A 22,382-nucleotide genomic window follows, 5' to 3' on the forward strand; every position below is an offset into this window, starting at 1 on the left:
GTCGAAGCGCTTAATGTACTCTTGGCAACTGTTTGAATTTGTGTGGGAACCAACCGAATGACTGATACTAATAAAACCACGAACCAGCAATGGGGTGGTCGTTTTTCTGAACCTGTCGATGCTTTTGTGGCACGTTTTACCGCGTCCGTTGAGTTTGATCAACGTATGGCGAAACAGGATATTCAAGGGTCGATTGCCCATGGCAAAATGCTCGCGAGCGTTGGCGTTTTAACCGCAGAAGAACGAGATCAGATCATTCAGGGATTGACTGAAATCGAGGGCGAAATTGCCCGAGGTGAGTTTGAATGGTCAGTTGAGCTTGAAGATGTTCACATGAATATTGAAGCGCGTTTGACACAAAAAATTGGTATTACAGGCAAAAAACTCCACACCGGTCGCTCTCGTAATGACCAAGTGGCGACGGACATTCGTCTTTACATGCGTGACGAAGTGGATTTCTTACTTGAGGAAATTACTCGTTTACAACAAGGTATTTTGAGCCTAGCGGAAAAAGAAGCACACACTATTATGCCTGGCTTCACGCATTTACAGACAGCACAGCCAGTGACTTTTGGTCACCATTTAATGGCTTGGTACGAAATGATGCAGCGTGATTACGAGCGTTTGGTGGATTGTCGTAAGCGTATTAATATTTTGCCACTTGGTGCGGCCGCGCTGGCTGGTACGACTTATCCCATTGACCGCCATATGACAGCAGAATTGTTAGGATTTGAACGTCCGACTTATAACTCTTTAGATTCGGTAAGCGATCGAGATTTTGCCATCGAATTCACCGCCACGGCTTCCATTATCATGATGCACATGTCTCGTTGGGCAGAAGAAATGGTGATGTGGGTGTCGGCTCAGTTTAACTTTATTTATCTGCCAGACCGTTTCTGCACGGGACTCATCTATCATGCCGCAGAAGAAAAACCCGGACGTGCCAGAATTGGTGCGTGGTAAAACAGGTCGTGTTTATGGACATTTAATGGGCCTGTTAACCCTGATGAAGTCACAATGCTTGGCTTACAACAAAGACAATCAAGAAGACAAAGAGCCATTATTTGATACCGTCGATACGCTAAAAGGTTCTTTACGTGCCTTTGCGGATATGATCCCTGCCATTGAATCTCGTAAAGAGCACATGTACGAAGCGGCGCGTCGTGGATTTTCGACAGCAACCGATTTGGCTGATTACTTAGTTCGTCATGGCGTGGCGTTCCGCGATGCTCATGAAGTGGTCGGTAAAGCCGTCGGTTACGGTGTAAAAACGGGCAAAGATTTGTCTGAAATGACTTTGGAAGAACTGCAGTCTTTCGGTAGCATGATTGAAGCGGACGTGTTTGACGTCTTGACGCTTGAAGGCTCCGTTGCCGCTCGTAATCACATCGGTGGAACCGCCCCTGCGCAAGTACTGCAAGCGGTTGAACGCGCCAAAGTGGATCTTGCGACAAGATAAATACGCCTCAGGTGTTGCTCTAAGTCGTAAATGATGTAGACATGTGAACAAAAAAGCGAGCTTCGGTTCGCTTTTTTGTTTTTGTAGGTGGGCCTTTAGAGCAATAACTTCAGATAGAGCAGGTTCGGATCGTCATCTTGGACGCTGGCAAGCAGGGATTGATTTACTTGAGAACTTTAGTGTTTAGTGTCCACTGTATGGAAGTAAAAAGACTCGTTAGCTTGATGCATGATCTTTTCGTCGTCTGCAAAAGAAAAGGTGCGCATCGGCACACCTTTTTGATTCTACTTTATATTGTGAAATTAAGCGCTGTGACATTAAACCAGATTAAGCAAAACGAAATTTTTTGATTTGATCGCTCAAGGCGTCTGTCATGTCAGTGATCATTTTACTGCTCTGCGAAACTTGACGAGAGTCTTCCAAAACTTTTTCTGAGACGGTTCGGATTCCCATTAAACTGTGGTTTATTTCTTCTGCCACAGCACCTTGTTGTTCCGCCGCGGAGGCAATTTGCATGCTACGGCCTGAAACATCATCAATTTGCTCTAAGATGGTCTTGAGGTTCTCAACGGCAACACCTAGGCTCTCTGCGCCTTGGCCTGCTTGTTGGGTGCTGGCAGACATGGAGGATGAAGCGGATTTCGATTGCTCTTGCAGCTTTTCGATAATGGCTCGGATTTCAACCGTTGATCCTTGAGTACGACTAGCAAGAGTACGGACTTCATCCGCGACGACTGCAAAGCCGCGTCCAGTTTCGCCCGCACGAGCTGCTTCAATGGCGGCGTTTAATGCTAATAAATTGGTTTGCTCTGAAATGGCGCCAATCACACCGAGCACAGAATCAATGTCGTTTGTTTGTGCGAGTAATTGGTTAATGACCTCGTTTGCACTGATCATTTTTTGCGTCAAATCTTGAATATTGTTGTTGGTTGTATTGATGTCTCGATTGCTTTTTAGCGTTGTATTATGTGCTGATTGAGACAGGTCGGCCGTATCTTTAGCGTGTTGTGCCACTTGATTAATCGACTGAGACATTTCATTCATGGCAGAAGAAAGTTGCTCAACTTCGAGGAATTGTTGATTCATGCCTTGTTGCGTGTGCATAGAATTACTGTGCATAGTGACACAAACCGTTTGTAGTTCAACAATGGCATGGGCCACTCTTGTTAATGTGGTGTTTAGTGATGCAGAGACGGTATTGGCAGCGCTGGCCAGTAAGCCAATTTCATCACCACGGGCCAAATTCAGCTGCTTGGTCATATCGCCCTCAGCAATATGTTGCAGGTGAGTCGTCACCAGTTTTAGTGGGCGAGTAATGTTTCTCACCGTAATCACGCTTAATATCAAGGCGAGTAGAATTAAGCTTGATTCAATGACCGCAGACTGAGTAAATGTCGACCAAAAATCCGACTTTACATCACTGTAAAAAACACCACTACCAATCAGCCACCCCCAAGGTTGATAACCTTTGACATAGGATACTTTTTCTTCTGGTGTTGTCACATTAGGACCTATGTAGGCATATTCCACATAGCCTTCGTTCTGTTTTTTAACCACATCAACCATGGCTTGCCACTGATGTTTGCCATTGGGGTCGGTCACATTCTTCATGTTTTTGCCGTTTAAATCAGGCTTTAAAGGGTGCATGACTAAGTTTGTATCCATGTCATTTACCCAAAAGTATCCACCGTCACCAAAACGCAATGCAGATAAGGCTGCTAAGGCTTGTTTTTTGGCTTCTTCTTCACCTAGGATCGGGGCTTGTGTTGCATAGTAGACGAGTAATGAATGGGCGTTACTTACTTGTTCTTTAACTTGCAGTTTACGATTGTCGAGTTGCTCCTTATACAAACCGCTATATGCGATACCTTCAAATACAATCAGAAGAGCCACCAGCGTACTGATCAATATCCACAATTTCTGACTTACTTTAAGATTGGTAAGAGTCATATTGTTTCATCCTAGTCATATGTTTTTGAATTACATGGGGATTCAAGCAAGATATTAGCCAAGGTGTGTGACTGGCTGATGAAAAATGAATACTGAGTTAAATGGCCTGTTTGGGCCTTACTTTTTATGATTTGCAAACTCTTAACATCTATATCGCAGCAGTAAAAATGCTTCTCAATGCCTTGTTTTAGTGCGTGATGACATTTGTGGTTTTATGGCGCATTATTATTTAATGCTTGACGCTCATTGGGATAATTTCGACTTATTCATCCTGATTTACCTATTTTTACTTACCTATTTTCAAAGGCCCAACCATGCAATCTGTTGATGAGTTAATCGCGTTACGTAAAACCCTTCATCAGAACCCTGAGCTATCTAATCAAGAGCAAGCCACGGCGGTTCGAATTTTCAATGAGTTTCAAGCTTTCTTGCCAGATGAAGTTATTACCGATCTCGGCGGAACGGGGCTAGCGTTTGTCTTCAATGGGGCTGAAAGTGGACCGACGACTTTGATCCGTAGTGAGGCTCGATGCACTGCCCATCCAAGAAACCAACAGTTTTGCGCATCGCTCACAAGTGAAAGGCGTTTCTCATAAATGCGGTCACGATGGACATATGAGTATCGTAACGGCGTTGGGTGCGGAGTTGGCGAAACATCGTCCTAAGAAGGGACGTGTTGTGCTGTGTTTTCAACCGGCAGAAGAAACCGGTATGGGAGCGATTCAAGTCGTAAACGATGCGCGTTTTGCGGCTGTCATTCCTGATTATGCATTTGCTCTGCATAATTACCCTGGCTTAGAGCTGGGCAAGGTTGCGGTACGAGCGGGGACGTTTAATTGTGCGTCTCGGGGCATGATTATCCATCTAAAAGGCAAAACTTCCCACGCGGCGCATCCTGAAAATGGTGTCAGTCCTGCCAATGCCATGTGCCAAATTATCCAAGAGCTAAACTCACTGCCAGCAAAGATTTCGCATCAAGCAGGCGTTGGTCGAAACTGGGTAACGGTTATCCACGCCAAATTAGGCGAAATTGCCTTTGGTACAGCACCGGGCGATGCGGTGGTCATGGTGACGTTGCGCAGTGAAAGCAATGAAGGCATGCAAACTTTAATAGAAGAAGCCGAGCAATTTTCTCAAGCCGTGGCAAAGAGTGAAAACCTAAGCATTTCGTTTGAATACGATGATGTGTTTCAAGCCAGCGTTAACTCTCAACTAGGTTGTGATTTAGTGGTCAATGCGTGTGAAACAACGCAAACGCCTTTTGTACTATTGGATGAGCCGATGCGTTGGTCAGAAGACTTTGGTCAGTTTACCGCGACAGCAAAAGAAGGCGCCATGTTTGCCTTAGGCGCTGGGCAAGCAAGCCCACAATTGCACAACCCTGACTACGACTTTCCTGATGGTTTGATTCCCGTGGGTCGAGATCTATTTTTGGATATTATTCATCAAATAAATGGTTTGGAGGTTTTTAGCATGATCGTGTTTCGACCGGCTGCTGTAGAAGAACTTGCCGATGTGAAAGCGTTACTTTGGGATCAAGGTCCTAATAAATGGAATTACTTAACCGAAGAGAGTGTTGAGACTGAATTCGCTCTGGTTGAGCAAGGTTCGGCGATGGTTATGGTTGCCGTGGATAATGAGCAGATTGTCGGCTTTGCTGTGTTGATGGACGGTGAGGTGAGTCCCGATTATTTAGCTAAATATTACGCTTTGGATGACATTTGTTATATCGGTGATGTTGTGGTTTCTAGTGCGTATTCTGGTCAAGGTATTGCTACGAAATTGCTTGAGTGCTGTATAGAAAGCTCCAAAGAAAAGCGAGCTAGTGTTGTATTAATTGAGCGACACGAAGAGAACTTAGCCTCTGCTGGCATGATGAGAAAAGCCGGTTTCCAAGTTGTTGACACCTTTTCTGATCCAGGCAAACGATCCGTAGGCTCAAGAAAAACAGCTATTTTAGAATACAAATTAGAGTAGTCGTTGTCTAAGGTTGGGTAGGTTCACACTAAGTCTCATTATTCAAAAAGCAACCGCCCAAGGATGTTGAATTGCGTTAAATCTTAATCATTTCCTGAACTCTACACCTTACTTTGTGTCTCATGTCTTTCCAAAGTCATCATGGGACAAATTCAATAAAAAGGGTATGTAATGGATGTTTTGCTCAATCTACTCGACGAATATGGGCACCTTGCTTATGTTTTGCTTTTTTATATTGCTCGATGAAGAGCGGTGCTTTGCCATTATTTGCAGGGATGGCTGCGCAATATGGGTACTTAGATTTATCGTTGGTGATGTTGGTGGTGTTTTGTGGTGGCTACCTAGGGGATGAGTTGCGTTTTTACTGGGTGCGACGCTATGGCGAAGGCTTTATTATTACTCGACCTAGGCTGGCTAAACTCGCCAGTAATGCAAAGCTTTTGCTTGATCGTTATGGGCTAATTTACATGTTTATCTATCGTTACCCAAAGGGCATGAGAACGATTGGCGCCATACCCGTGGCCTTGACCGAGATAAAATGGATTAAGTTTACTTGCCTCAATGCCGCATCCGCGGCCCTGTGGACAGCCATATTAACCGGAGCTGGCTTCCTTTTTGGTCGAACGTTAGAAAACCTTGTCAGCCAGCAGTGGGGCATGTTTAGTGTTGTGCTGTTATTTATCTTTGTTGCATTGTCGTATTTGGGGTGGCGGACAGTAAAAATGCCAGCTGCGTCTAAGTAAACTTGTCATACCAAGTTTACTTACTTTGTCGCTCGGGTAATATCTTGATACGCTTGGAATTGTGATAAATACACTCTGCCATTGAGGTGTTGCAGGAATCCGCTGCATTCAAGGTGATCCATCACTGGGCCTTTCACCTCCGAAAGCGAGAGTGTAATGTTCAAGCTTTTCAATTGCAGGTTAAGAGCTTCTAGCATTTCTAAGGCGCTGAAATCAATTTCATTCACCGCGCTGCATTGAATCACCACATGATTAATCTCTTTGCGTTGGCTTATGGTGTCGATGATGTGATCTTCCAAAAAGGTCGCGTTGGCAAAGAACAGGCTTTCGTCTGGTCGCAAACAAAGCAGCTGAGGTGAGGTTTCTACCTCATAGCGTTTTACGTTACGAAAGTGCTCTGAACCCTTGATTAAGCCAACTTCGGCCACGTGCGGTTTGGATGTGCGATACAAATGCAAGGCAATGGACAGCGCTACGCCAGAAGCTACGCCAACTTCCACACCCAGCAACAAAGTAATCACAATAGTCGCGAGCACGGCATAGAAATCACTGCGAGAAAACAGCCAGGTTTTTTTCAAGATAGAGAAATCGATCAGGGTTGTGACGGCCACAATGATGGTTGCCGCGAGTGTGGCTTTGGGCAAAAAGTACAGCATGGGCGTTAAGAATAAAGACGCGATCATAATGCCGAGCGCTGTCATGATGCTGGCAAGTTGAGTCACCGCGCCGGCATCGAAGTTCACTACAGAACGCGAAAATCCACCTGTCACCGGAAAACCACCAGATACACCCGATGCGATGTTGGCCGCACCTAAACCGATGAGTTCTTGGTTGGGTTTGACTTTTTCACGTCGTTTAGCGCCTAACGTTTTGCCAACTGAAATGGACTCGACGTAGCCAATGATCGAAATCATCAACGCAGGCAAAGCCAGTGCTTTGATCAATTCCAGCGATGGCAAGGTGAATACCAAATTCGGTAACCCAGCCGGAATGTGGCCTGTAATGGCGACACCATGGGATTGCAGATCATACAGATAGACAACCGCAAGGCTAGAAAGCACGCCAAGAATCGGTGCGGTTTTCGCCAATGATGCCGCGGATGCTTCGGGAACCTTTAGCATGATCAAAAAGCGTTTCGCGTGACGACGAGCCAACAGCAAAAAGGCGATGACAGAAACGCCAATCACAAAGGTCATGGGTTTAAATTGACCGATGTTTTCCAGCATAGACAGCAATTGCATAACAACATTATCACCATGGGCTTGGATGCCCAGAATGTGCTTTAACTGGCTGAGCGCAATGATGATTCCTGAAGCGGAAATAAAGCCAGAAATCACGGAGTGAGACAGCAGGTTAGTGACCATGCCGAGCTTCATGACGCCCATAATAATCAACATGGCGCCAGACAATAGTGCGAGAGTGATCGCGCCCGTTAAATAGCTAGCCGTGCCTTGTTCAGCAATCACCGCAAGAGATGTCGCCGTCATGAGTGACGCCACGGCAACTGGGCCAACCGACAATGATGTGCTGGTGCCAAACAAAGCGTACAAAACCAAAGGTAAGATACTGGAATATAAGCCGACTTCTGGTGGCACCCCAGCCAACATGGCGTAAGCCAGTGACTGAGGGATCAGCAACATGGTGACGATAAACGCCGCCGTGGCATCTTGGCTAAACTGCCCACGGTGATAGGTTTTTAGCCAAGACAGAGCGGGAATGAAACGTTCAATAATCATTGTGAGCTCTCGTTATTTGCGCATGGTTGGTTTAACAAACCATTCATAGCCTTTAAGCATGCCGTGCCAGTAGAAAGGAGGTAGCAAGTCTTCTTTCAGCACCCAAGCGAGATAGGTCGGTTTGGTACCATCGTTAAGCCATTTTGGAAAGGTGGGTAATAGCTTTCCGCCATAACCAAATTCCGCCAAAACAATTTTACCGCGCTCAACCGTGAGCGGGCAGGAACCATAGCCGTCGTAGAGGGCGTGTATTGTCTTTCCGTCTATAGCGTCGGCAATATTTTGTGCTACGACAGGCGCTTGCTTACGAGCCGCCGCCATGGTTTTGGCATTGGGTGTGTTACTGACATCACCCAATGACCAAATGTTTTTGAACGTGACGTGTTGAAGGGTTTCTTTATCCACATCGACCCAACCCGCTGCGTCGACCAATGGACTATTACGGATGAAGTCTGGTGCCGTCTGTGGTGGGCAAACATGCAGCATATCGAACTCGGTCTCCACGATGCTTTTCTCACCATCTTTGTTTGTGGTGGCAAAATAGGCGCGTTTATTTGGACCGTCCACTTTGACTAGGTTGTGAGTGAAGTGAGTATTTACTTGGTATTTCTGAATATAACTTTCCAACGCGGGAACGTAATTGGCAATGCCAAATAATACCGCACCAGCGTTGTAAAACGAGACATGGATGTCTTTCAGTTTGTCGTTCTTTAGCCAATGATCACAAGACAAATACATGGCTTTTTGTGGCGCGCCTGCGCATTTAATCGGCATGGGCGGTTGGCTGAATACGGCTTTACCGCCGTTTAGGTTTTTCACCAATTCCCATGTGTAAGGCGCCAAGTCGTAACGATAGTTCGAGGTCACGCCGTTGCTGCCTAATGTCGCGGATAAACCTTCAATGGCGTCCCAGTTAAGCTTGATGCCGGCCGCGACGACTAAGTACTGATAAGCGATTTTTTGGCCGTTTTCGAGCACGACGTGGTTTTCATCCGGCAAGAAAGCTTTTACCGCTTCTTTCAGCCATTTTGTATGGGCTGGAATCACATCCGCCATGTTACGGCGTGTGCTGGCCGCTTTAAAAACACCACCGCCAACCAATGTCCAACCTAGGTTGATAAAAATGACTTTCAGCTGGATCAATCAAACAAATTTTCAAGCTAGGTTTGCGTTTTAATAAACTGGCGGCGGTGGCAATCCCCGCTGAGCCTGCACCGACTACGACCACATCGTATTGGGCTGTTGCTTTGTTGTCTTGAGCAATAGACGCTGTTTCAGGAAAAGATTCTTGCGCCGCTTGCCAAATTTGGCTTGAGCGATTACCTGTGCGGCAATAGGCATGGACATTTTCATCACTTTTCAAGGCCAATCTGAATGCCTCTACATCGGATGGCTGCATTTGTCCGCCAGCAAACGGAATGTGTTCGGTTTTGATGTTTTTCGTTTTTGCGTAAGCGGCAACATCGGCAAAAGACAGTTGACCTTCTTCTTCGTCATTTGGGCGGTTACAAATGATAAGCGTGACACCGGATTCTGCTAAAGCGTCTACATCGTCTAAACGGATTTGCTCAGATACGGAATAATGGTCTGTGATTATTTTGCGTAACATGGTGGTTCTCTCTTTTATCATGTCACCGACTAACGTGAGGTGACTTATTGTTTTTGTTGATGATAGTTACGATTTATTTAAACGCATTCAATGGAACCTTTAAGTAAGACAAACCGTTCTCTTCTGGCTCCGGCATGTGGCCTGCTCGCATATTGATTTGCAGAGAAGGCAAAATCAGGCGAGGCATGGCCAGTGTTTTGTCGCGGGTTTCACGTAGAGTAACGAAGGCTTCTTTGCTCATACCCTGTTTGACATGAATGTTTTGTTCTTTTTGTATTTTTACTGTGGTTTGGTATTCCAGCGCGCGACCATTCGGGCAATAGTCATGACACATGAAAATGCGATGATCTTCTGGTAACGCTAAGATTTTTTGAACAGAATCGAATAAAACCTCTGCATTGCCGCCGGGAAAATCGGCACGAGCCGTACCAGCATCAGGCATAAATAAAGTATCGCCAACAAAGACGGCATCCCCTAAAACATGGGTGAAGCAGGCTGGTGTATGGCCTGGTGTGTGCATGGCAACACATTGCATACCACCCACCATGTAGCGTTCGCCGTCATGGAACAGATGATCGAATTGGGAGCCATCGTGAAGGAAATCTGTATTTTCATTAAATACCTTAGCAAAGGTGTCTTGTACTATGGTGATGTGTTCGCCAATGCCAATTTTACCGCCCACTTTACTTTGTATGTAAGGTGCCGCAGATAAGTGGTCTGCATGAACATGGGTTTCAATTAACCATTCCACTGTCAATTGGTTGTGAGTGACATAGTCAATAATCTCATCAGCGCTCTTATGAGAAGTGCCACCTGATGCGTAATCAAAGTCTAAAACACTGTCGACAATCGCGCAGCTGGATGAATTAGGGTCTTTTACAACATAGGAAAAGGTGCTGGAATCCTTGTCAAAAAAAGTCGTTACCTTAGGCTGTAGAATAGGATTTGTGGTCATTTTTTTGCCTCACTGTGTTGTTTTGTGCCGAGTAGATGGTCCACTTAACGGCTCGTTAATCTAGTTAAGGCAGAAAGTGTGCCAATACTTTTATAATTTATTAAAGTATTGATATTTATTGTTTTTTTAATTTTTATTGGTTTTGCTTATAGAATTAGCTTTGACTAATGTATTGGGTTTTGTCATATTTGTCTTTTAATTTTGCCAAATATGACAACGCCTGTATGAACATTATCGCTTCAGATTCACCCATTTATGAAGGGCTAGCAAACATGCTAGAGGGCTATGATTGCCCAGCCATTTTGGTTTCTGTCGATTACCAAATTCTTGCCATCAATCAGCTCTATCGAGAAGAGTTTGGGGACGTTCCGTTACAAAAAAAACGCCGCTGTTTTGAGGTTTCCCATGGTTATAGTGTGCCTTGTGATGAAGCGGGGGAAGATTGTCCTCTTTCCGCTACTTTACAGTCTGGTCATAAAGAGCGTGTTTTGCATATCCATCAAACCCCAAGAGGCAAAGAACACGTCGCAGTTGAAATGCTGCCAATTCATGATAGCCAAGGGAAACTCTTGTTCTTTGTTGAGCTATTGCGTGCTATTTCAGTGGCGAGTACGGGAAAGGCAAACAACAAGTTAGTGGGGGCAAGTAAATCGTTTAACCAGATGCTGGAGAAGGTTACTAGAGTGAGTCCAAGCGATGCGTCGGTGCTGCTATTGGGTGAATCTGGTAGTGGTAAAGAACTGGTGGCAAACGCGATTCATCAGGGTAGTAGTCGGGCAGGGAATGCTTTGGTGACTTTAGAATGCTCAGGTCTGACGGATTCGCTATTTGAAAGTGAATTGTTTGGTCACATCAAAGGCTCTTTTACGGGGGCGCATAGTAGTCGTACTGGGTTGGTTGAGCTTGCCAATGGTGGCACATTGTTTTTGGATGAGATCGGCGATGTGCCCTTGTCTATGCAGGTTAAATTATTGCGTCTGATCGAAACGCGATCGTTTCGCCCCGTAGGTTCTTCTACTATTAAACACAGCCATTTTCGTTTGGTGTGCGCGACCCATAAAAACCTCGCACAAATGGTAAAGGCAGGAGAGTTTCGCCAAGACTTGTATTATCGTATTAATGTGTTTCCTATCTATGTGCCCTCATTACGTGAACGGCAGGATGATTTGGCGTTGTTGATATCAACGTTGTTAAAACGCCTAAGCGAGCGAAAAGAGTACCATTTAACCGACTCAGCGTTGCAAATTTTAAAGCGTCATGACTTCCCCGGAAACATTCGTGAGCTGAGTAATATTCTAAACCGAGCGATTCTATTGAGCGACACCAACCTTATTGATCGGCACACGATCCAAGAGAGCTTGAATATTGATCATGAACTGCATCAGCAAAGTGATCGAACAAGTTCAACCCAGGAGCCTCAATTCTTCTGCTAACACTAAAATGGCGTGGGTGGACTTAAAAACAGCGGAACAGCGTTATCTTTCAGACCTTATGGCGTTTTATGATAACGACAAGGAGAAAGTTGCCAAGATTGCCGGAATCAGCCTACGTTCTTTGTATCGGAAATTGGAGTAAGTAGACCGTTCTAAAATATTATGGCATAAAGTATCAAAAGCTGAGTTAAATTTATTAAATAAGATACTTATAGTTGAGTCAGCGTTGCCTTGAATCCTTACTATAAAGACTCATAAGGTTAAAACAGTAAGGTGATAAGCATGAGTAAAGTATTTATTATGGCGGCAGCGTTAAGCAGCTTAGTGTCAATGAATAGCAATGCATTTGAGCTAACAAGTCAAGATATTCAAGAGGGGAAGAAAATACCACAAGCGTTTGAGTTTAATGGTTTTGGTTGTTCAGGATCGAATAAATCCCCACAACTGCAGTGGACAGATGTGCCAAAAGGTACAAAGAGTTTTGCTATTACCGCATACGATCCGGACGCACCGTCTGGAAGTGGTTGGTGGCATTGGTCAGCGTTTAATATCCCGGCTTCTGTTACGTCCTTGGCTCAAGGGGCAGATTTAACTAAGCTTGGTGCAACGGAGCTGAAGTCAGATTATGGTAGTGTTGGCTTTGGCGGTGTTTGTCCTCCACGAGGCGATAATATGCACCGTTATCAGTTTACTGTTTGGGCGTTACCAGTAGAAAAACTGGATTTAAGTGCTGACGTATCTGCTGCATTAGCTGGCTTTACCGTTCGTAGCATGGCAATTGGCAAAGCTATGTTAGTCGCACCTTATAATCGTTAATCAAACATCTATTAGGAGTAAAAATGCGCCCCACATTTAAAGTCAGTCAAGTGTATGGTTTACAAACACAGCGACTGCGCAATGTGGCCATTCTTACTCCTAGTCTTTTCAAAATTCGTTCAGGACGGAAGCGTTTGTTTTGGCAGGATGATGTGTTGGATTTTGATGCCTCAACATTATTGCTAACGAAAGCAGGGCAACAACTGACGTTTGAAAATGAGCCAACCAAAGAACGTTTCTTGTCAGTGCAGATGAGTTTTTTATTGCCGCCTGCAGAAGACATGATAGAGACGAGTATCAAGATGGCTGATAATGAATGCTCGCCACGCTTCAAGCCTAATCGTTCAGTGATGGCAAGTCTCGATTTTTTGCTGGAATTAGATACACAAAGTGTGAGTGAAACGTCTCAGGCGTATTGGTTAAATGGCTTTTATCAACAATTGGCTGAAGCGGGCAAGCTTCATCTTATCTTTGAAGGACATTCTGTTTCTTTTGAGCAAAAAATCACGGAGTTTTTACAACAAGCACCATGGCAAGATTATCAATTGGATCAAGTCGCTACGCATTTTTCGATGAGTCGGGCGACCTTGATTCGCCGTTTGAAAGAAGAAAATACGCAGTTTAGAACTTTGTTAACTCGAGTGCGTATGAATCATGCGATTAGCCTGATGCAACAAGGTTACCGCCAGCAAATAGACATTGCGGTGCGCTGTGGTTATCAGTCGCAAGAACGTTTTAGTCAGCGCTTTTATAAGTCGTTTGGGATTACGCCAGGTCAATATATAAAAACACTTTAAGACGTCTCTTTAAATTAAAAGTTACCCCAGTTTCTTCTTGAAGCGTAATGACGCAATGAGGATTCCGCCGATAGTAAAGAGCCTCTAGCCATAATGCGTCTTTGCCTAATAAAAGCAGGCTGGCATCTCGTAATGCAATGGCGCGGATCATACGCATAAAGTGAGTGACAGGCAGGGCTTCGGCAATCCATTGGGCGGCGACTGGCATGGCATCGTAAGGAAACATAAATCCTGATAGTAATATCGATGGCAGTAGAATAAATATCGTCATCTGCATTGCCTGCAATTGCGTTTTGGCAATGGTGGAAAGTACCAATCCAAGGGTTAAGCTGGCAAAGATAAACAGAATGGAGCCACCAAGCAGTGACAGTAAACTGCCTTGAATCGGCACTGAAAACACCCAATGCCCCACGCTTAAAATAATGGCGACTTGTAATAGCCCGACTAAAACATAAGGCGCTATTTTTCCTATCATCAGTTCCATTGGGCGTACTGGCGTGGTGATGAGAAATTCCATATTGCCATGTTCGTGTTCCCGAACGATGGCCGCCGAGGTAAATAAAATCATCGTCATGGTCAAAATCACCGCTACCAAGCCTGGCACGATATTCACCACGGTTCTTTGTTCTGGGTTGAAGTATTGCACGACTTCAAAGCTGGGCGAGGTACGTATAGCCGTATGGTTGGCCACTTCGTCTAAGGGCATATCGCGTAAGGCTCTAATGGTTGAGGCAATGACGGTATCTGAGCCATCAACTATCCATTGCCCTATTGGCTGAGTGAGTGGTGAATCTATTTGTTTATGATCGTAGAGCGGATGATTGAATAGACGGCGTGTCATATCGGCGGGTAAATACAGTACGGCTCTGATCTCGCCTTTGGTAATGGCGACTTCGGCGTCTTTTATGGAGCGATAACGGGCAATAAAATCGACGGATTGCGTCGCTACCAGTGCGTGTTCCACGGCTCGACTTTCCGAGGTCTGACTGAGGTCGACAAGGCCAACGGGTATGTGTCTGGCATCGGTGTTAATCGCATAACCAAACAGCATGAGTTGTACCAGAGGTATCATGATGATCATGCCAAAGGTCATTCTGTCTCGGGAGAGCTGCTTTAATTCTTTGACGAAAATGGCATACACTCTAATCCACATACTAATCCCCATGACGTCCTCCGGTGCAGGTAACAAACACGTCTTCAAGGCTAGGGCGAGCTAATATTGTTTCTCGGCTATCACTAAGTTCAGAGATAAAGCCCAGAGGATCTAGTACTTTTTTCTTTACCAATACTCTAAGATGAGCACCAATTTGTGCCGCAGAGAGAATTTCTGGGTGCTGGGTTAGTGTCTGTTTGAGTTGTCTTAATTTATTACCGCTGACTTCCACCACGGTGGCAGGCATGGCGTCCATTAGAGCTTGAGGTGAGCCGTCTGCGCGTTTATTCCCGTCTTCCATAATCGCCAAAGCATGGCAGCGTTCAGCTTCATCCATGTAATGGGTGGACACTAGAATAGTGGTGCCAGCGGCGCAGAGATCGAACAATCTTTCCCAGAACTCTCGACGGTTTTCAGGGTCGACTGCTGACGTTGGCTCGTCTAGAAAGAGTAATTCTGGAGAATGGAGCGTGGCGCAGGCCAAAGCAAGGCGCTGTTTTTGTCCACCGCTCATGGAACCTGCAAACTGCTTGGTTTGTTTTTCTAAATCGTATAAAGCCAGTAATTCTTCGAGGCGGGCTTTTTTGCGCTTTCCCGCAAAACCATAAATAGCACCGACAAAATTGAGGTTCTCTCGCACGGTTAGGTTGTCGTACAAGGAAAATTTCTGCGTCATGTAGCCGATGCGTTTCTTAAGGGATTCTTCATGACCTAACAGCGGTTTGCCTAAAATAGTGACGTCACCTTCGCTGGCTTCTAATAACCCAGTGAGCAGGCGAATGCTGGTGGATTTTCCGCAACCATTGGGACCAAGAAAGCCATAAATGCTGCCTTTAGGGATGTTTAAATCCAGTTTATTTACCGCAATGTTATCGCCAAAACGTTTGGTTAATCCTTTGGCTTCAATGGCGTATTCTACTTGATCTGATCCGCTGAAAATCATGGTAAACGCACCTCAACAGCAAGTCCTGTAGGTAGCTTGTCCGCATCAATTAGATCAATATCGGTCAGATACATCAGACGAGCTCTGTCTCGTTCGTTGAGCGCATAAAAGGGAGTGTAAGCGGGTTGTGAGCGGATATTTCGCACACGACCTTGAATAGGCGATTCGATACCATCAGCAAACACCTCAATTGCGTCGCCAGCTTTGATCTTGGTTAACGCGCTGGCAGGCAAATAAACTCTTGCATAAGGATGACCAGAAGACAGCAAGCTAATTAACTGAGTGCCTGCGGTAACACGATCTCCTTCGTGCCAAGGCAGTGTGTCAATCGTACCATCAATTGGCGCTTTGATGGTGAGGTCTTCACGGGCTTTGGTTTGCCATTCAAGGGCGGCCTTTGCGGCTTGCACCTTGGCATTGGATTGGGCAATGTCTTCTTCACGGGCGCCATTTTTTAACTCTAACCATTGATCATGAGCTTGCTGTGCTTTGGCTTTACTACTGTCTCTGTTAGCTTTCGCAGCATCAAAATCGGCTTTGCCAACGACTTTGCTTTTATAGAGTTTGTCGTAACGTTGGAACTTTAGCTCCGCTTCTTTACTGGCGGCTTGAGTGGCTTCTAGTGCGGCTAATGATGCACTTAATTGTTCTGGGCGTGTGCCAGCAGTAAGCTCACTGAGGGCGGCATTGGCTTGAGCAAGCTCGGCTTCGCGCTGCGCTACAAGTGAGTCGGCACTGCGAGTGTCTAAGCGTAACAATGTGTCGCCTTGGGAGACTTGTTGTCCTTCGTTGACCTTTACTAAAACAATTTGTTCTGCCGCTGGGGCCGATAAGGTGATTCTATCGCGTTCAATATTGCCCATGGCGTAAGTTGACTCTTCTGACTGGCAAGCGGTAAGCAAAGTCAGCACAAGTACGGATAGTAGACTATGGCGTGTTTTCATTTTTGCTCACCTTTGGTGTCGTTGGATGATAGCTGTGGTGATGGAAAGGTGAAAAGTCCTTGTTCTAACAATGTTTGATTGTGATCCGCTAGATTTAATAACCAGTCTTCTTTGAGTTCGACCCCAAGTTGTTGCTGAAGGTATTTTGGCGCTAATACAGGAAAAATCATTAAGCTGACAAAGCTCAGGCGAATCCATGCTGGATTAAGGTTGGGATTAATTTGCTTTTGCTTTTCAAACGCCTCGATCCATTTTTCTGATCGTTTCAAGATGTTGTCGATAATGCCCGTCAAAATACCAAACGCTTCGGGGTTATCTTGTTGGTTTATCACCTGCAAAATCAATTTTGGTAGCATGGGGTTTTTGGCAATCATGCGATAGTAGGTTTGCATCAATAACAATGGATTAGGCGGTGTATTGGGGTCAATATCGGCTTGGAATTGTTCGATAATCGGAGCCAAGGTTTCTTGTATTGTTGCTTCGAATAAACCTGCTTTTGAACCGAAGTAATAGCGAATCATCGCCGCATCCACGCCTGCCGAAAGCGCTATTTTTCGCGTTGATACTTTATCAAAACCCTGTTCAGAGAAGCAGCGTTTGGCGGCGGCAATCAAACTGCTGCGAGCGGAATCTTGATCGCTATTAGACTGCTTGGGACGTCCCATTTTAGTGGTCATGCAAAGGTCTCTATTAATTCATCTAGTGATGAATATAGGCCATATATCCACAATAGGTTACTAAGATAATTCCTCATAGATTGAATCAATGAGGAATTATCTTAGTAGGTGCCGATCCTCTAAGGTTTACTAGAGAAATTTGGCTGTGTTTTTTTAAGTTAATTGAACTAGATCAATACTGGTAGTCTTCAATGTCTAGGTTTGTCCGATATCGAAGTCAAACCATTATTTATTCATTGTAATGACGACCTTTCCTTTTGCACGCCCTTGAGCAAGATATGCCAGCGCATCTTTTGTTTGTTCAAACGGAAACACCTTATCGATCACTGGTTTAATGTGTTCAGCTTCGAGCAGTTTGCTGATTTCACTCAGTTGAGCGCCATTTGGGCGAACAAATAGAAAGGAATAATCCACTTTTTGCTTTTTCGAAAGTTTATTAATTTTTCGACTCATCAAACCAAATACAAAGGTTAAAATCCCATTCAGTTTTCGAACTCGGGCAAAAGGCGCATCCAACGGACCAACAAGAGAAAGGATCTTGCTCCCTGGCTTAAGGATGCCAATAGATTTCTCAATCGCGTCACCTTTGGTCGTCCCTAACACGAGATCGTAGTTGTGCAGTACTTTGTCAAACTCTTGTTTCTTATAATCAACTACAGTGTCCGCACCCAATTTACGAACGAAATCAACATTCCCAGTACTTGTCGTCGTTGCCACTGTTGCGCCAAGGTATTTTGCTAACTGGATGGCAAAAGTACCAATACCACCCGAGCCTGCAGGAATAAACACTTTCTGACCCGCTTTAAGATTGCCGCGCTCTTTCAAGGCTTGCCAAGAGGTTAGACCGACCATTGGGATTGAAGCCGCTTGTACGAAGTCAAGATTTGTTGGTTTCAGCGCCGCTGTGTTTTCAGGCACCACAGCAAACTCTGCAAGCGAGCCAATACCCAGATCAAATATACTGGCAAATACCGCATCGCCTGGCTTAAAGCGTGTTACTTGGCTACCCACTTCCGTCACAACACCTGCTAAATCGCTGCCCAGCGTTGCGGGCAATTGAAAGTGCAAAACCGGCTTAAATGTGCCTGTTGGAATGATGTTGTCAATGGGATTTAAACCTACGGCATGAACCTGAACGAGCATTTCATTGGGTTTGATTTTGGGTTTAATGACGTCGCTAAACTCAATGATGGGGGATGATTTACTGTACTTTTTAAGGGTAAGTGCTTTCATTTTTGTATTCTCGAATGATTGATAATCTTATGTTTCTTGCCCGATGTACGCCAAGCGTAAATGAACGCTAGCCCTAAAATAGCTTCTATTAAAACGGCAGCCAGAATCTTGTCGCTCGCATGACCCACTGAAAGCTCATAAACGCCAAGTAAGATCAGGACTGTACAGATTGTTATCATTCCCTGAATAAGAGCCATTCGGGCCGCTGAATGCTCGGTATTTCTTGCCATAAAAAACATAACAGCAACCCCAAGATAAAATACGGCTCCACGGCGACTAACAAGTCCTGCGCCGCCCCATTGAGTTAGCATTTGCTCAGGGAAAAACATCCATGCGACTGCTAAGACCAGAAACAAAAAGGACGTCAGTATTGCTACATGTCGAAAGGTCATTGCCTTATCCCCTTGTATCAAGCTTTAAGCTTTTACGAATGCCTTTATCTAATACTGAGGCTGGGGCGAAGCGACGTAGAAATTTAAACAAGCGAGCGGTTTTGCCTGCTGTATAGCGTAATTTTGGCTGTGACGCTTGAGCCGCCTCGAGTATGACACTGGCAGCGACTTCAGGTTCATCAGCGGTAGCCATGGCTTCGCTGACAACGCCGACTAGCTTCGCTCGAATCCCATCGTACTCGCTAATTTTTGAATCGAGTTCAATATTATTTGTTTCAAATTTGGTTTTCACATAAGCCGGCTCAATCACGGACACTCTGATGCCTTGTGTGCGTAGTTCATGATCTAATGCTTCAGAGTACCCCTCAACAGCATGCTTACTGGCACAATAAAGTGCTGCATAAGGAACAGGAACGACACCAAGAATTGAGCCAATATTGATAATTCTACCTCTGCCTTGACGACGCATATGTGGCACGACAGCACGTGTCATTCTGACAACACCATGAAAGTTGGTGTCGAACATGGCTTTAGATTGCTCTATGGAACTCTCTTCTGCTGCCGCAGGAGAGAAACCAAAACCCGCATTATTGACTAAAAGATCGATGCGTCCTTCAAGCCGAATCAGTTCCGCAACGGCCGCTTCGACAGAGGAATCGTCTGTTACATCCAGTGCCAGCATAGGAAAGCCAGTTTGATTCGATATTGCCCCACGACGGCTAGTGCCATAGACGCGGTAGCCTGCCGTTAGCAATTTTTTGGCCGTGGCCTCGCCAATGCCTGATGACGCGCCCGTCACCAACGCGACAAGTTTATTGGTCATTATGTAACTCCTTAAGCAAGTTGTTTTTCAATGTCTTTGTGAGGCAATGAATCAAGGTTTTATGGCTGTTTATGCTGTTTTATAACGCGCAGCGGCATTTGACATCTCGATGTCAGAAAGCAACCCTTGTCGCGCCTTGTCTAGATCATTCCAACGAGTCTCTTTATGCAGTGGTGGAATGGTGACCAGCTCTCGGCGATCAAAGCCAACCAAAGCCGCATCAACCAGTTCATTCACTTCCATCATTGGCGAAGAGTTGCTGATATCGATGCCTGCGCGATCCCAGATTTCGGTATAAGTGCCCGCTGGCAGTAGCGCTTGCACGTAAATGCCTTTAGAGGACAATTCTAGATTCATCCCTTGAGATAAGAACAAAACGAATGCCTTGCTCGCACCGTAGACAGTCATTTGGTATTCAGGCGCAAGACCTACAACAGAAGACACATTGACGATAGAACCTTTGCCTGCTTTGACGAGTCGTGGCGTTACCGCATTAGCAAGTCTGGTTAACGCCGTGATGTTTAATGCGATCAGCTTTTCAATTGAATCTGGTGTTTGTTCAACAAAGCGACCAGATTGGGCAATACCCGCGTTGTTAATTAATGTGTCGATGCGATCGTCTTCTTGTAGGCGTTTTTCGACAAGAGCAAGATCACTGGATTTGGTTAGGTCTGCTGGCAATACATTGACATTGACGTTGTATTCTTGGCGTAAACGAGTTGCCAGTGTTTCAAGTTTTGCACCATCACGGGCAACGATAACCAAATCGTGACCACGACGCGCAAAGCGATCCGCATAGACAGCGCCAATACCAGTAGAAGCGCCAGTGATAAGAACGGTAGAATTTGTCATGATATTTTTCTCTTTAAATAATTTTCTGAATAATGTTTAAAAAGCGGCGACACACAAACAGCATGTCGCCACGTTATTCGCTCAGCGTCAGCGTTATTACGCGTTCGCCAGTGTTGGGTAATCGGTATAGCCTTTGGCACCACCGCCATAAAGCGTTGAACCATCTAGTTCGTTTAGCGCGGCGCCTGTTTCTAATCGTTCAACAAGATCAGGGTTGGAAATAAAAGGGCGTCCAAGGGCAAACAAATCCACCTTGCCTTCTGCTAGCTGAGCAGAAGCCAGCTCAGTGTTATAACCGTTGTTGCCCATGTAAGTGTTTTTGAAGCGTTGGCGCAGAGAATCATAGTCAAACGGGGCGATATCACGTGGGCCACCTGTTGCGCCTTCCACAACATGAAGGTACACAATGCCAAGCGCATTCAACTTATCTGCCACATAATCGTACTGTTCTTGTGGATTGCTGATGGAAATAGCGTTTGCTGGTGAAACGGGAGAAATACGCACGCCGGTGCGATCCGCGCCAATTTCTTTACTAACCGCTTCCGTCACTTCTAAAAGCAATCGTGCGCGATTTTCAACAGAACCACCGTAGGAATCAGTACGCTGATTCGCGCCATCTTTTAGAAACTGTTCCAACAGGTAACCATTGGCACTGTGGATTTCCACACCATCAAACCCTGCTTTCATGGCATTGGCCGCCGCTTGGCGGAAGTCTTCAACAATGGCGGGGATTTCATCAATGTCTAATGCACGAGGTTCAGACGTATCGGCGAAGCCATTATTGACGAACACTTTGGTTTCCGCACGAATGGCAGAAGGCGCGACAGGTGCATCACCATTTGGTTGCAAATCCACATGAGAAATACGACCAACGTGCCATAGTTGAACAAAAATCTTTCCGCCCTTGGCGTGTACCGCATCGGTCACTTTTCGCCATCCATCGATTTGGTCCTGAGTGAATAATCCAGGTGTGTCTTGGTAGCCTTGCGCTTGTGCTGAGATTTGAGTGGCTTCCGTGATGATTAAACCAGCGGATGCACGCTGCCCATAATAGGTCGCAGCCAATTCACTCGGTACTAAACCTGCACCAGCACGGTTGCGCGTCAATGGTGCCATGACGAAGCGATTAGATAACGTGAGTGAGCCAAGGGTATAGGGTTGAAATAGTGTGTGATCAGTCATTTTTTTCGTTTTCCGTTTTTCATCTGTGGAGAATTTGTTAATGATGACGATCGTAATCTAAAATGTCAATACTTTGATTATGATCATAATCAAAGTATACTGAGTCATGATTTTTGCAATGAGGTGTAGTAGAGATGAAAGTGACAAAGGCGCAGGTTCAAGAAAATCGAGAGCATATCGTTAAGACGGCTTCGGTGTTGTTTCGCGAACGTGGTTACGACGGTGTGGGTATCGCAGAGACTCATGTCTACGGCAGGGTTTACTCACGGCGGTTTTTACAAACATTTTAAATCGAAAGCGGATTTGATGGCGGAGGCGGCGGCTTTTAGTTTTGCGAAGTCAGCTGCAGAAACGTCCGATTTAGATATGGCGACTTTTGCAAAGCAATATTTGTCCCGAAAGCATCGTGATTCGTTTGGTAATGGCTGTACTATGGCGGCTCTTTGTACAGATGCGGGGCGTCAATCGGAGTCCATTAAAGAAACATTTTTGGCTGGAATTGAAGGCCAGCTGGAAACTTTGGCAAATGGAGAAGAGGCAACTGGAGAAGACCGAGTAAGAAGAATCAATGCCATTGCTCAAGCCGTTGGGGCGCTTATATTATCGCGCGCTTGCCCTGATGACTCTCCATTGGCGGATGAAATTCTACAGGTGTGTTTAGAACAAATTTTGAGTCAGCATGGGGCGTAGAATAAAACGATAGGCGAT

The 22,382-nt window shown here is 45.4% G+C and carries 22 protein-coding genes and 1 pseudogene; 9 read left to right on the plus strand and 14 right to left on the minus strand.

Features of this window, described 5'->3' with window-relative positions; translation table 11 throughout:
* Positions 1 to 57 precede the first annotated feature (57 nt).
* Positions 58 to 1,459, plus strand: a pseudogene (gene argH / locus ONZ52_RS08590) (argininosuccinate lyase).
* 327 nt (positions 1,460 to 1,786) lie between these two features.
* On the opposite strand, the gene ONZ52_RS08595 reads toward argH, so the two are convergent.
* Positions 1,787 to 3,409, minus strand: a complete 1,623-nt coding sequence (locus ONZ52_RS08595; protein WP_265218222.1) for a methyl-accepting chemotaxis protein — start codon at positions 3,407 to 3,409, stop codon at positions 1,787 to 1,789.
* A gap of 314 nt (positions 3,410 to 3,723) precedes the next feature.
* Between ONZ52_RS08595 and ONZ52_RS08600 the strand changes: the two genes are divergently transcribed.
* The 3 genes from ONZ52_RS08600 (at position 3,724) to ONZ52_RS08610 (ending at position 6,129) form a co-directional block, all read left to right on the plus strand.
* A complete protein-coding gene (locus ONZ52_RS08600) occupies positions 3,724 to 4,005 on the plus strand; it encodes a hypothetical protein (RefSeq protein ID WP_265218223.1) in 282 nt (93 codons plus the stop codon).
* Positions 3,986 to 5,386, plus strand: coding sequence for a GNAT family N-acetyltransferase (locus ONZ52_RS08605; protein ID WP_265218224.1), 1,401 nt, complete (start codon positions 3,986 to 3,988; stop codon positions 5,384 to 5,386). Before ONZ52_RS08600 ends, ONZ52_RS08605 begins: the two co-directional genes overlap by 20 nt.
* Positions 5,387 to 5,643: 257 nt before the next feature.
* On the plus strand, positions 5,644 to 6,129 hold the full coding sequence (locus ONZ52_RS08610; protein WP_265218225.1) for a DedA family protein: 486 nt from the start codon (positions 5,644 to 5,646) through the stop codon (positions 6,127 to 6,129).
* Positions 6,130 to 6,149: 20 nt separating this feature from the next.
* On the opposite strand, the gene ONZ52_RS08615 is transcribed toward ONZ52_RS08610, so the two are convergent.
* From ONZ52_RS08615 to ONZ52_RS08625, 4 genes are all read right to left on the minus strand, one after another.
* Complete coding sequence (locus tag ONZ52_RS08615) at positions 6,150 to 7,865, minus strand: SulP family inorganic anion transporter (RefSeq protein WP_265218226.1); 1,716 nt, start codon at positions 7,863 to 7,865, stop codon at positions 6,150 to 6,152.
* 12 nt (positions 7,866 to 7,877) lie between these two features.
* Positions 7,878 to 9,008, minus strand: coding sequence for an NAD(P)/FAD-dependent oxidoreductase (locus ONZ52_RS08620; protein ID WP_321160290.1), 1,131 nt, complete (start codon positions 9,006 to 9,008; stop codon positions 7,878 to 7,880).
* The gene (locus ONZ52_RS24670) at positions 8,944 to 9,474 is read right to left on the minus strand and encodes a protein tyrosine phosphatase family protein (protein ID WP_321160291.1); all 531 of its coding nucleotides are present in this window, start codon (positions 9,472 to 9,474) and stop codon (positions 8,944 to 8,946) included. The genes ONZ52_RS08620 and ONZ52_RS24670 overlap by 65 nt, the downstream gene beginning before the upstream one ends.
* 73 nt (positions 9,475 to 9,547) lie before the next feature.
* Positions 9,548 to 10,429 (minus strand): MBL fold metallo-hydrolase, encoded by an 882-nt coding sequence (locus ONZ52_RS08625; RefSeq protein WP_265218227.1) that lies wholly within the window; start codon positions 10,427 to 10,429, stop codon positions 9,548 to 9,550.
* Positions 10,430 to 10,653: 224 nt separating this feature from the next.
* Between ONZ52_RS08625 and ONZ52_RS08630 the strand changes: the two genes are divergently transcribed.
* The 4 genes from ONZ52_RS08630 to ONZ52_RS08645 all read left to right on the plus strand — a co-directional run bounded on the left by ONZ52_RS08630 (position 10,654) and on the right by ONZ52_RS08645 (position 13,475).
* Positions 10,654 to 11,862 carry a sigma-54 interaction domain-containing protein gene (locus ONZ52_RS08630; protein ID WP_265218228.1) on the plus strand — a complete coding sequence of 403 codons (1,209 nt, stop codon included), beginning with the start codon at positions 10,654 to 10,656 and terminating at the stop codon, positions 11,860 to 11,862.
* Between the two features lie 58 nt (positions 11,863 to 11,920).
* Positions 11,921 to 12,004 (plus strand): hypothetical protein, encoded by an 84-nt coding sequence (locus ONZ52_RS08635; RefSeq protein WP_265219371.1) that lies wholly within the window; start codon positions 11,921 to 11,923, stop codon positions 12,002 to 12,004.
* Between the two features lie 140 nt (positions 12,005 to 12,144).
* A complete protein-coding gene (locus ONZ52_RS08640; protein WP_265218229.1) occupies positions 12,145 to 12,678 on the plus strand; it encodes a YbhB/YbcL family Raf kinase inhibitor-like protein in 534 nt (177 codons plus the stop codon).
* A gap of 23 nt (positions 12,679 to 12,701) precedes the next feature.
* Positions 12,702 to 13,475: an AraC family transcriptional regulator gene (locus ONZ52_RS08645; protein WP_265218230.1), complete on the plus strand. Its 774-nt coding sequence runs from the start codon at positions 12,702 to 12,704 to the stop codon at positions 13,473 to 13,475.
* Here ONZ52_RS08645 and ONZ52_RS08650 read toward each other — a convergent pair.
* From ONZ52_RS08650 to ONZ52_RS08690, 9 genes are all read right to left on the minus strand, one after another.
* Positions 13,444 to 14,628, minus strand: coding sequence for an ABC transporter permease (locus ONZ52_RS08650; RefSeq protein ID WP_265218231.1), 1,185 nt, complete (start codon positions 14,626 to 14,628; stop codon positions 13,444 to 13,446). The two genes, ONZ52_RS08645 and ONZ52_RS08650, sit on opposite strands and share 32 nt — an antisense overlap.
* A 1-nt stretch (position 14,629) precedes the next feature.
* A complete protein-coding gene (locus ONZ52_RS08655) occupies positions 14,630 to 15,571 on the minus strand; it encodes an ABC transporter ATP-binding protein (RefSeq protein ID WP_265218232.1) in 942 nt (313 codons plus the stop codon).
* Entirely contained in the window at positions 15,568 to 16,515 is a 948-nt protein-coding gene (locus ONZ52_RS08660) for an HlyD family secretion protein (RefSeq protein ID WP_265218233.1), read from the minus strand. The genes ONZ52_RS08655 and ONZ52_RS08660 overlap by 4 nt, the downstream gene beginning before the upstream one ends.
* The gene (locus ONZ52_RS08665) at positions 16,512 to 17,192 is read right to left on the minus strand and encodes a TetR/AcrR family transcriptional regulator (RefSeq protein WP_265218234.1); all 681 of its coding nucleotides are present in this window, start codon (positions 17,190 to 17,192) and stop codon (positions 16,512 to 16,514) included. Before ONZ52_RS08665 ends, ONZ52_RS08660 begins: the two co-directional genes overlap by 4 nt.
* A 225-nt stretch (positions 17,193 to 17,417) precedes the next feature.
* Positions 17,418 to 18,425: an NADP-dependent oxidoreductase gene (locus ONZ52_RS08670; protein WP_265218235.1), complete on the minus strand. Its 1,008-nt coding sequence runs from the start codon at positions 18,423 to 18,425 to the stop codon at positions 17,418 to 17,420.
* Positions 18,422 to 18,817 carry a hypothetical protein gene (locus ONZ52_RS08675; RefSeq protein WP_265218236.1) on the minus strand — a complete coding sequence of 132 codons (396 nt, stop codon included), beginning with the start codon at positions 18,815 to 18,817 and terminating at the stop codon, positions 18,422 to 18,424. Before ONZ52_RS08675 ends, ONZ52_RS08670 begins: the two co-directional genes overlap by 4 nt.
* Before the next feature lie 4 nt (positions 18,818 to 18,821).
* The gene (locus ONZ52_RS08680; protein WP_265218237.1) at positions 18,822 to 19,640 is read right to left on the minus strand and encodes an oxidoreductase; all 819 of its coding nucleotides are present in this window, start codon (positions 19,638 to 19,640) and stop codon (positions 18,822 to 18,824) included.
* Between the two features lie 69 nt (positions 19,641 to 19,709).
* On the minus strand, positions 19,710 to 20,492 hold the full coding sequence (locus ONZ52_RS08685; protein WP_265218238.1) for an SDR family NAD(P)-dependent oxidoreductase: 783 nt from the start codon (positions 20,490 to 20,492) through the stop codon (positions 19,710 to 19,712).
* A gap of 96 nt (positions 20,493 to 20,588) precedes the next feature.
* A complete protein-coding gene (locus tag ONZ52_RS08690; RefSeq protein WP_265218239.1) occupies positions 20,589 to 21,674 on the minus strand; it encodes an alkene reductase in 1,086 nt (361 codons plus the stop codon).
* Between the two features lie 243 nt (positions 21,675 to 21,917).
* On the opposite strand from ONZ52_RS08690, the gene ONZ52_RS08695 reads away from it, so the two are divergent.
* Entirely contained in the window at positions 21,918 to 22,364 is a 447-nt protein-coding gene (locus tag ONZ52_RS08695; protein WP_265218240.1) for a TetR family transcriptional regulator, read from the plus strand.
* The last annotated feature ends 18 nt before the right edge of the window (positions 22,365 to 22,382 follow it).

This window comes from Marinomonas rhodophyticola, from assembly GCF_026113935.1.
Lineage (GTDB): Bacteria > Pseudomonadota > Gammaproteobacteria > Pseudomonadales > Marinomonadaceae > Marinomonas > Marinomonas rhodophyticola.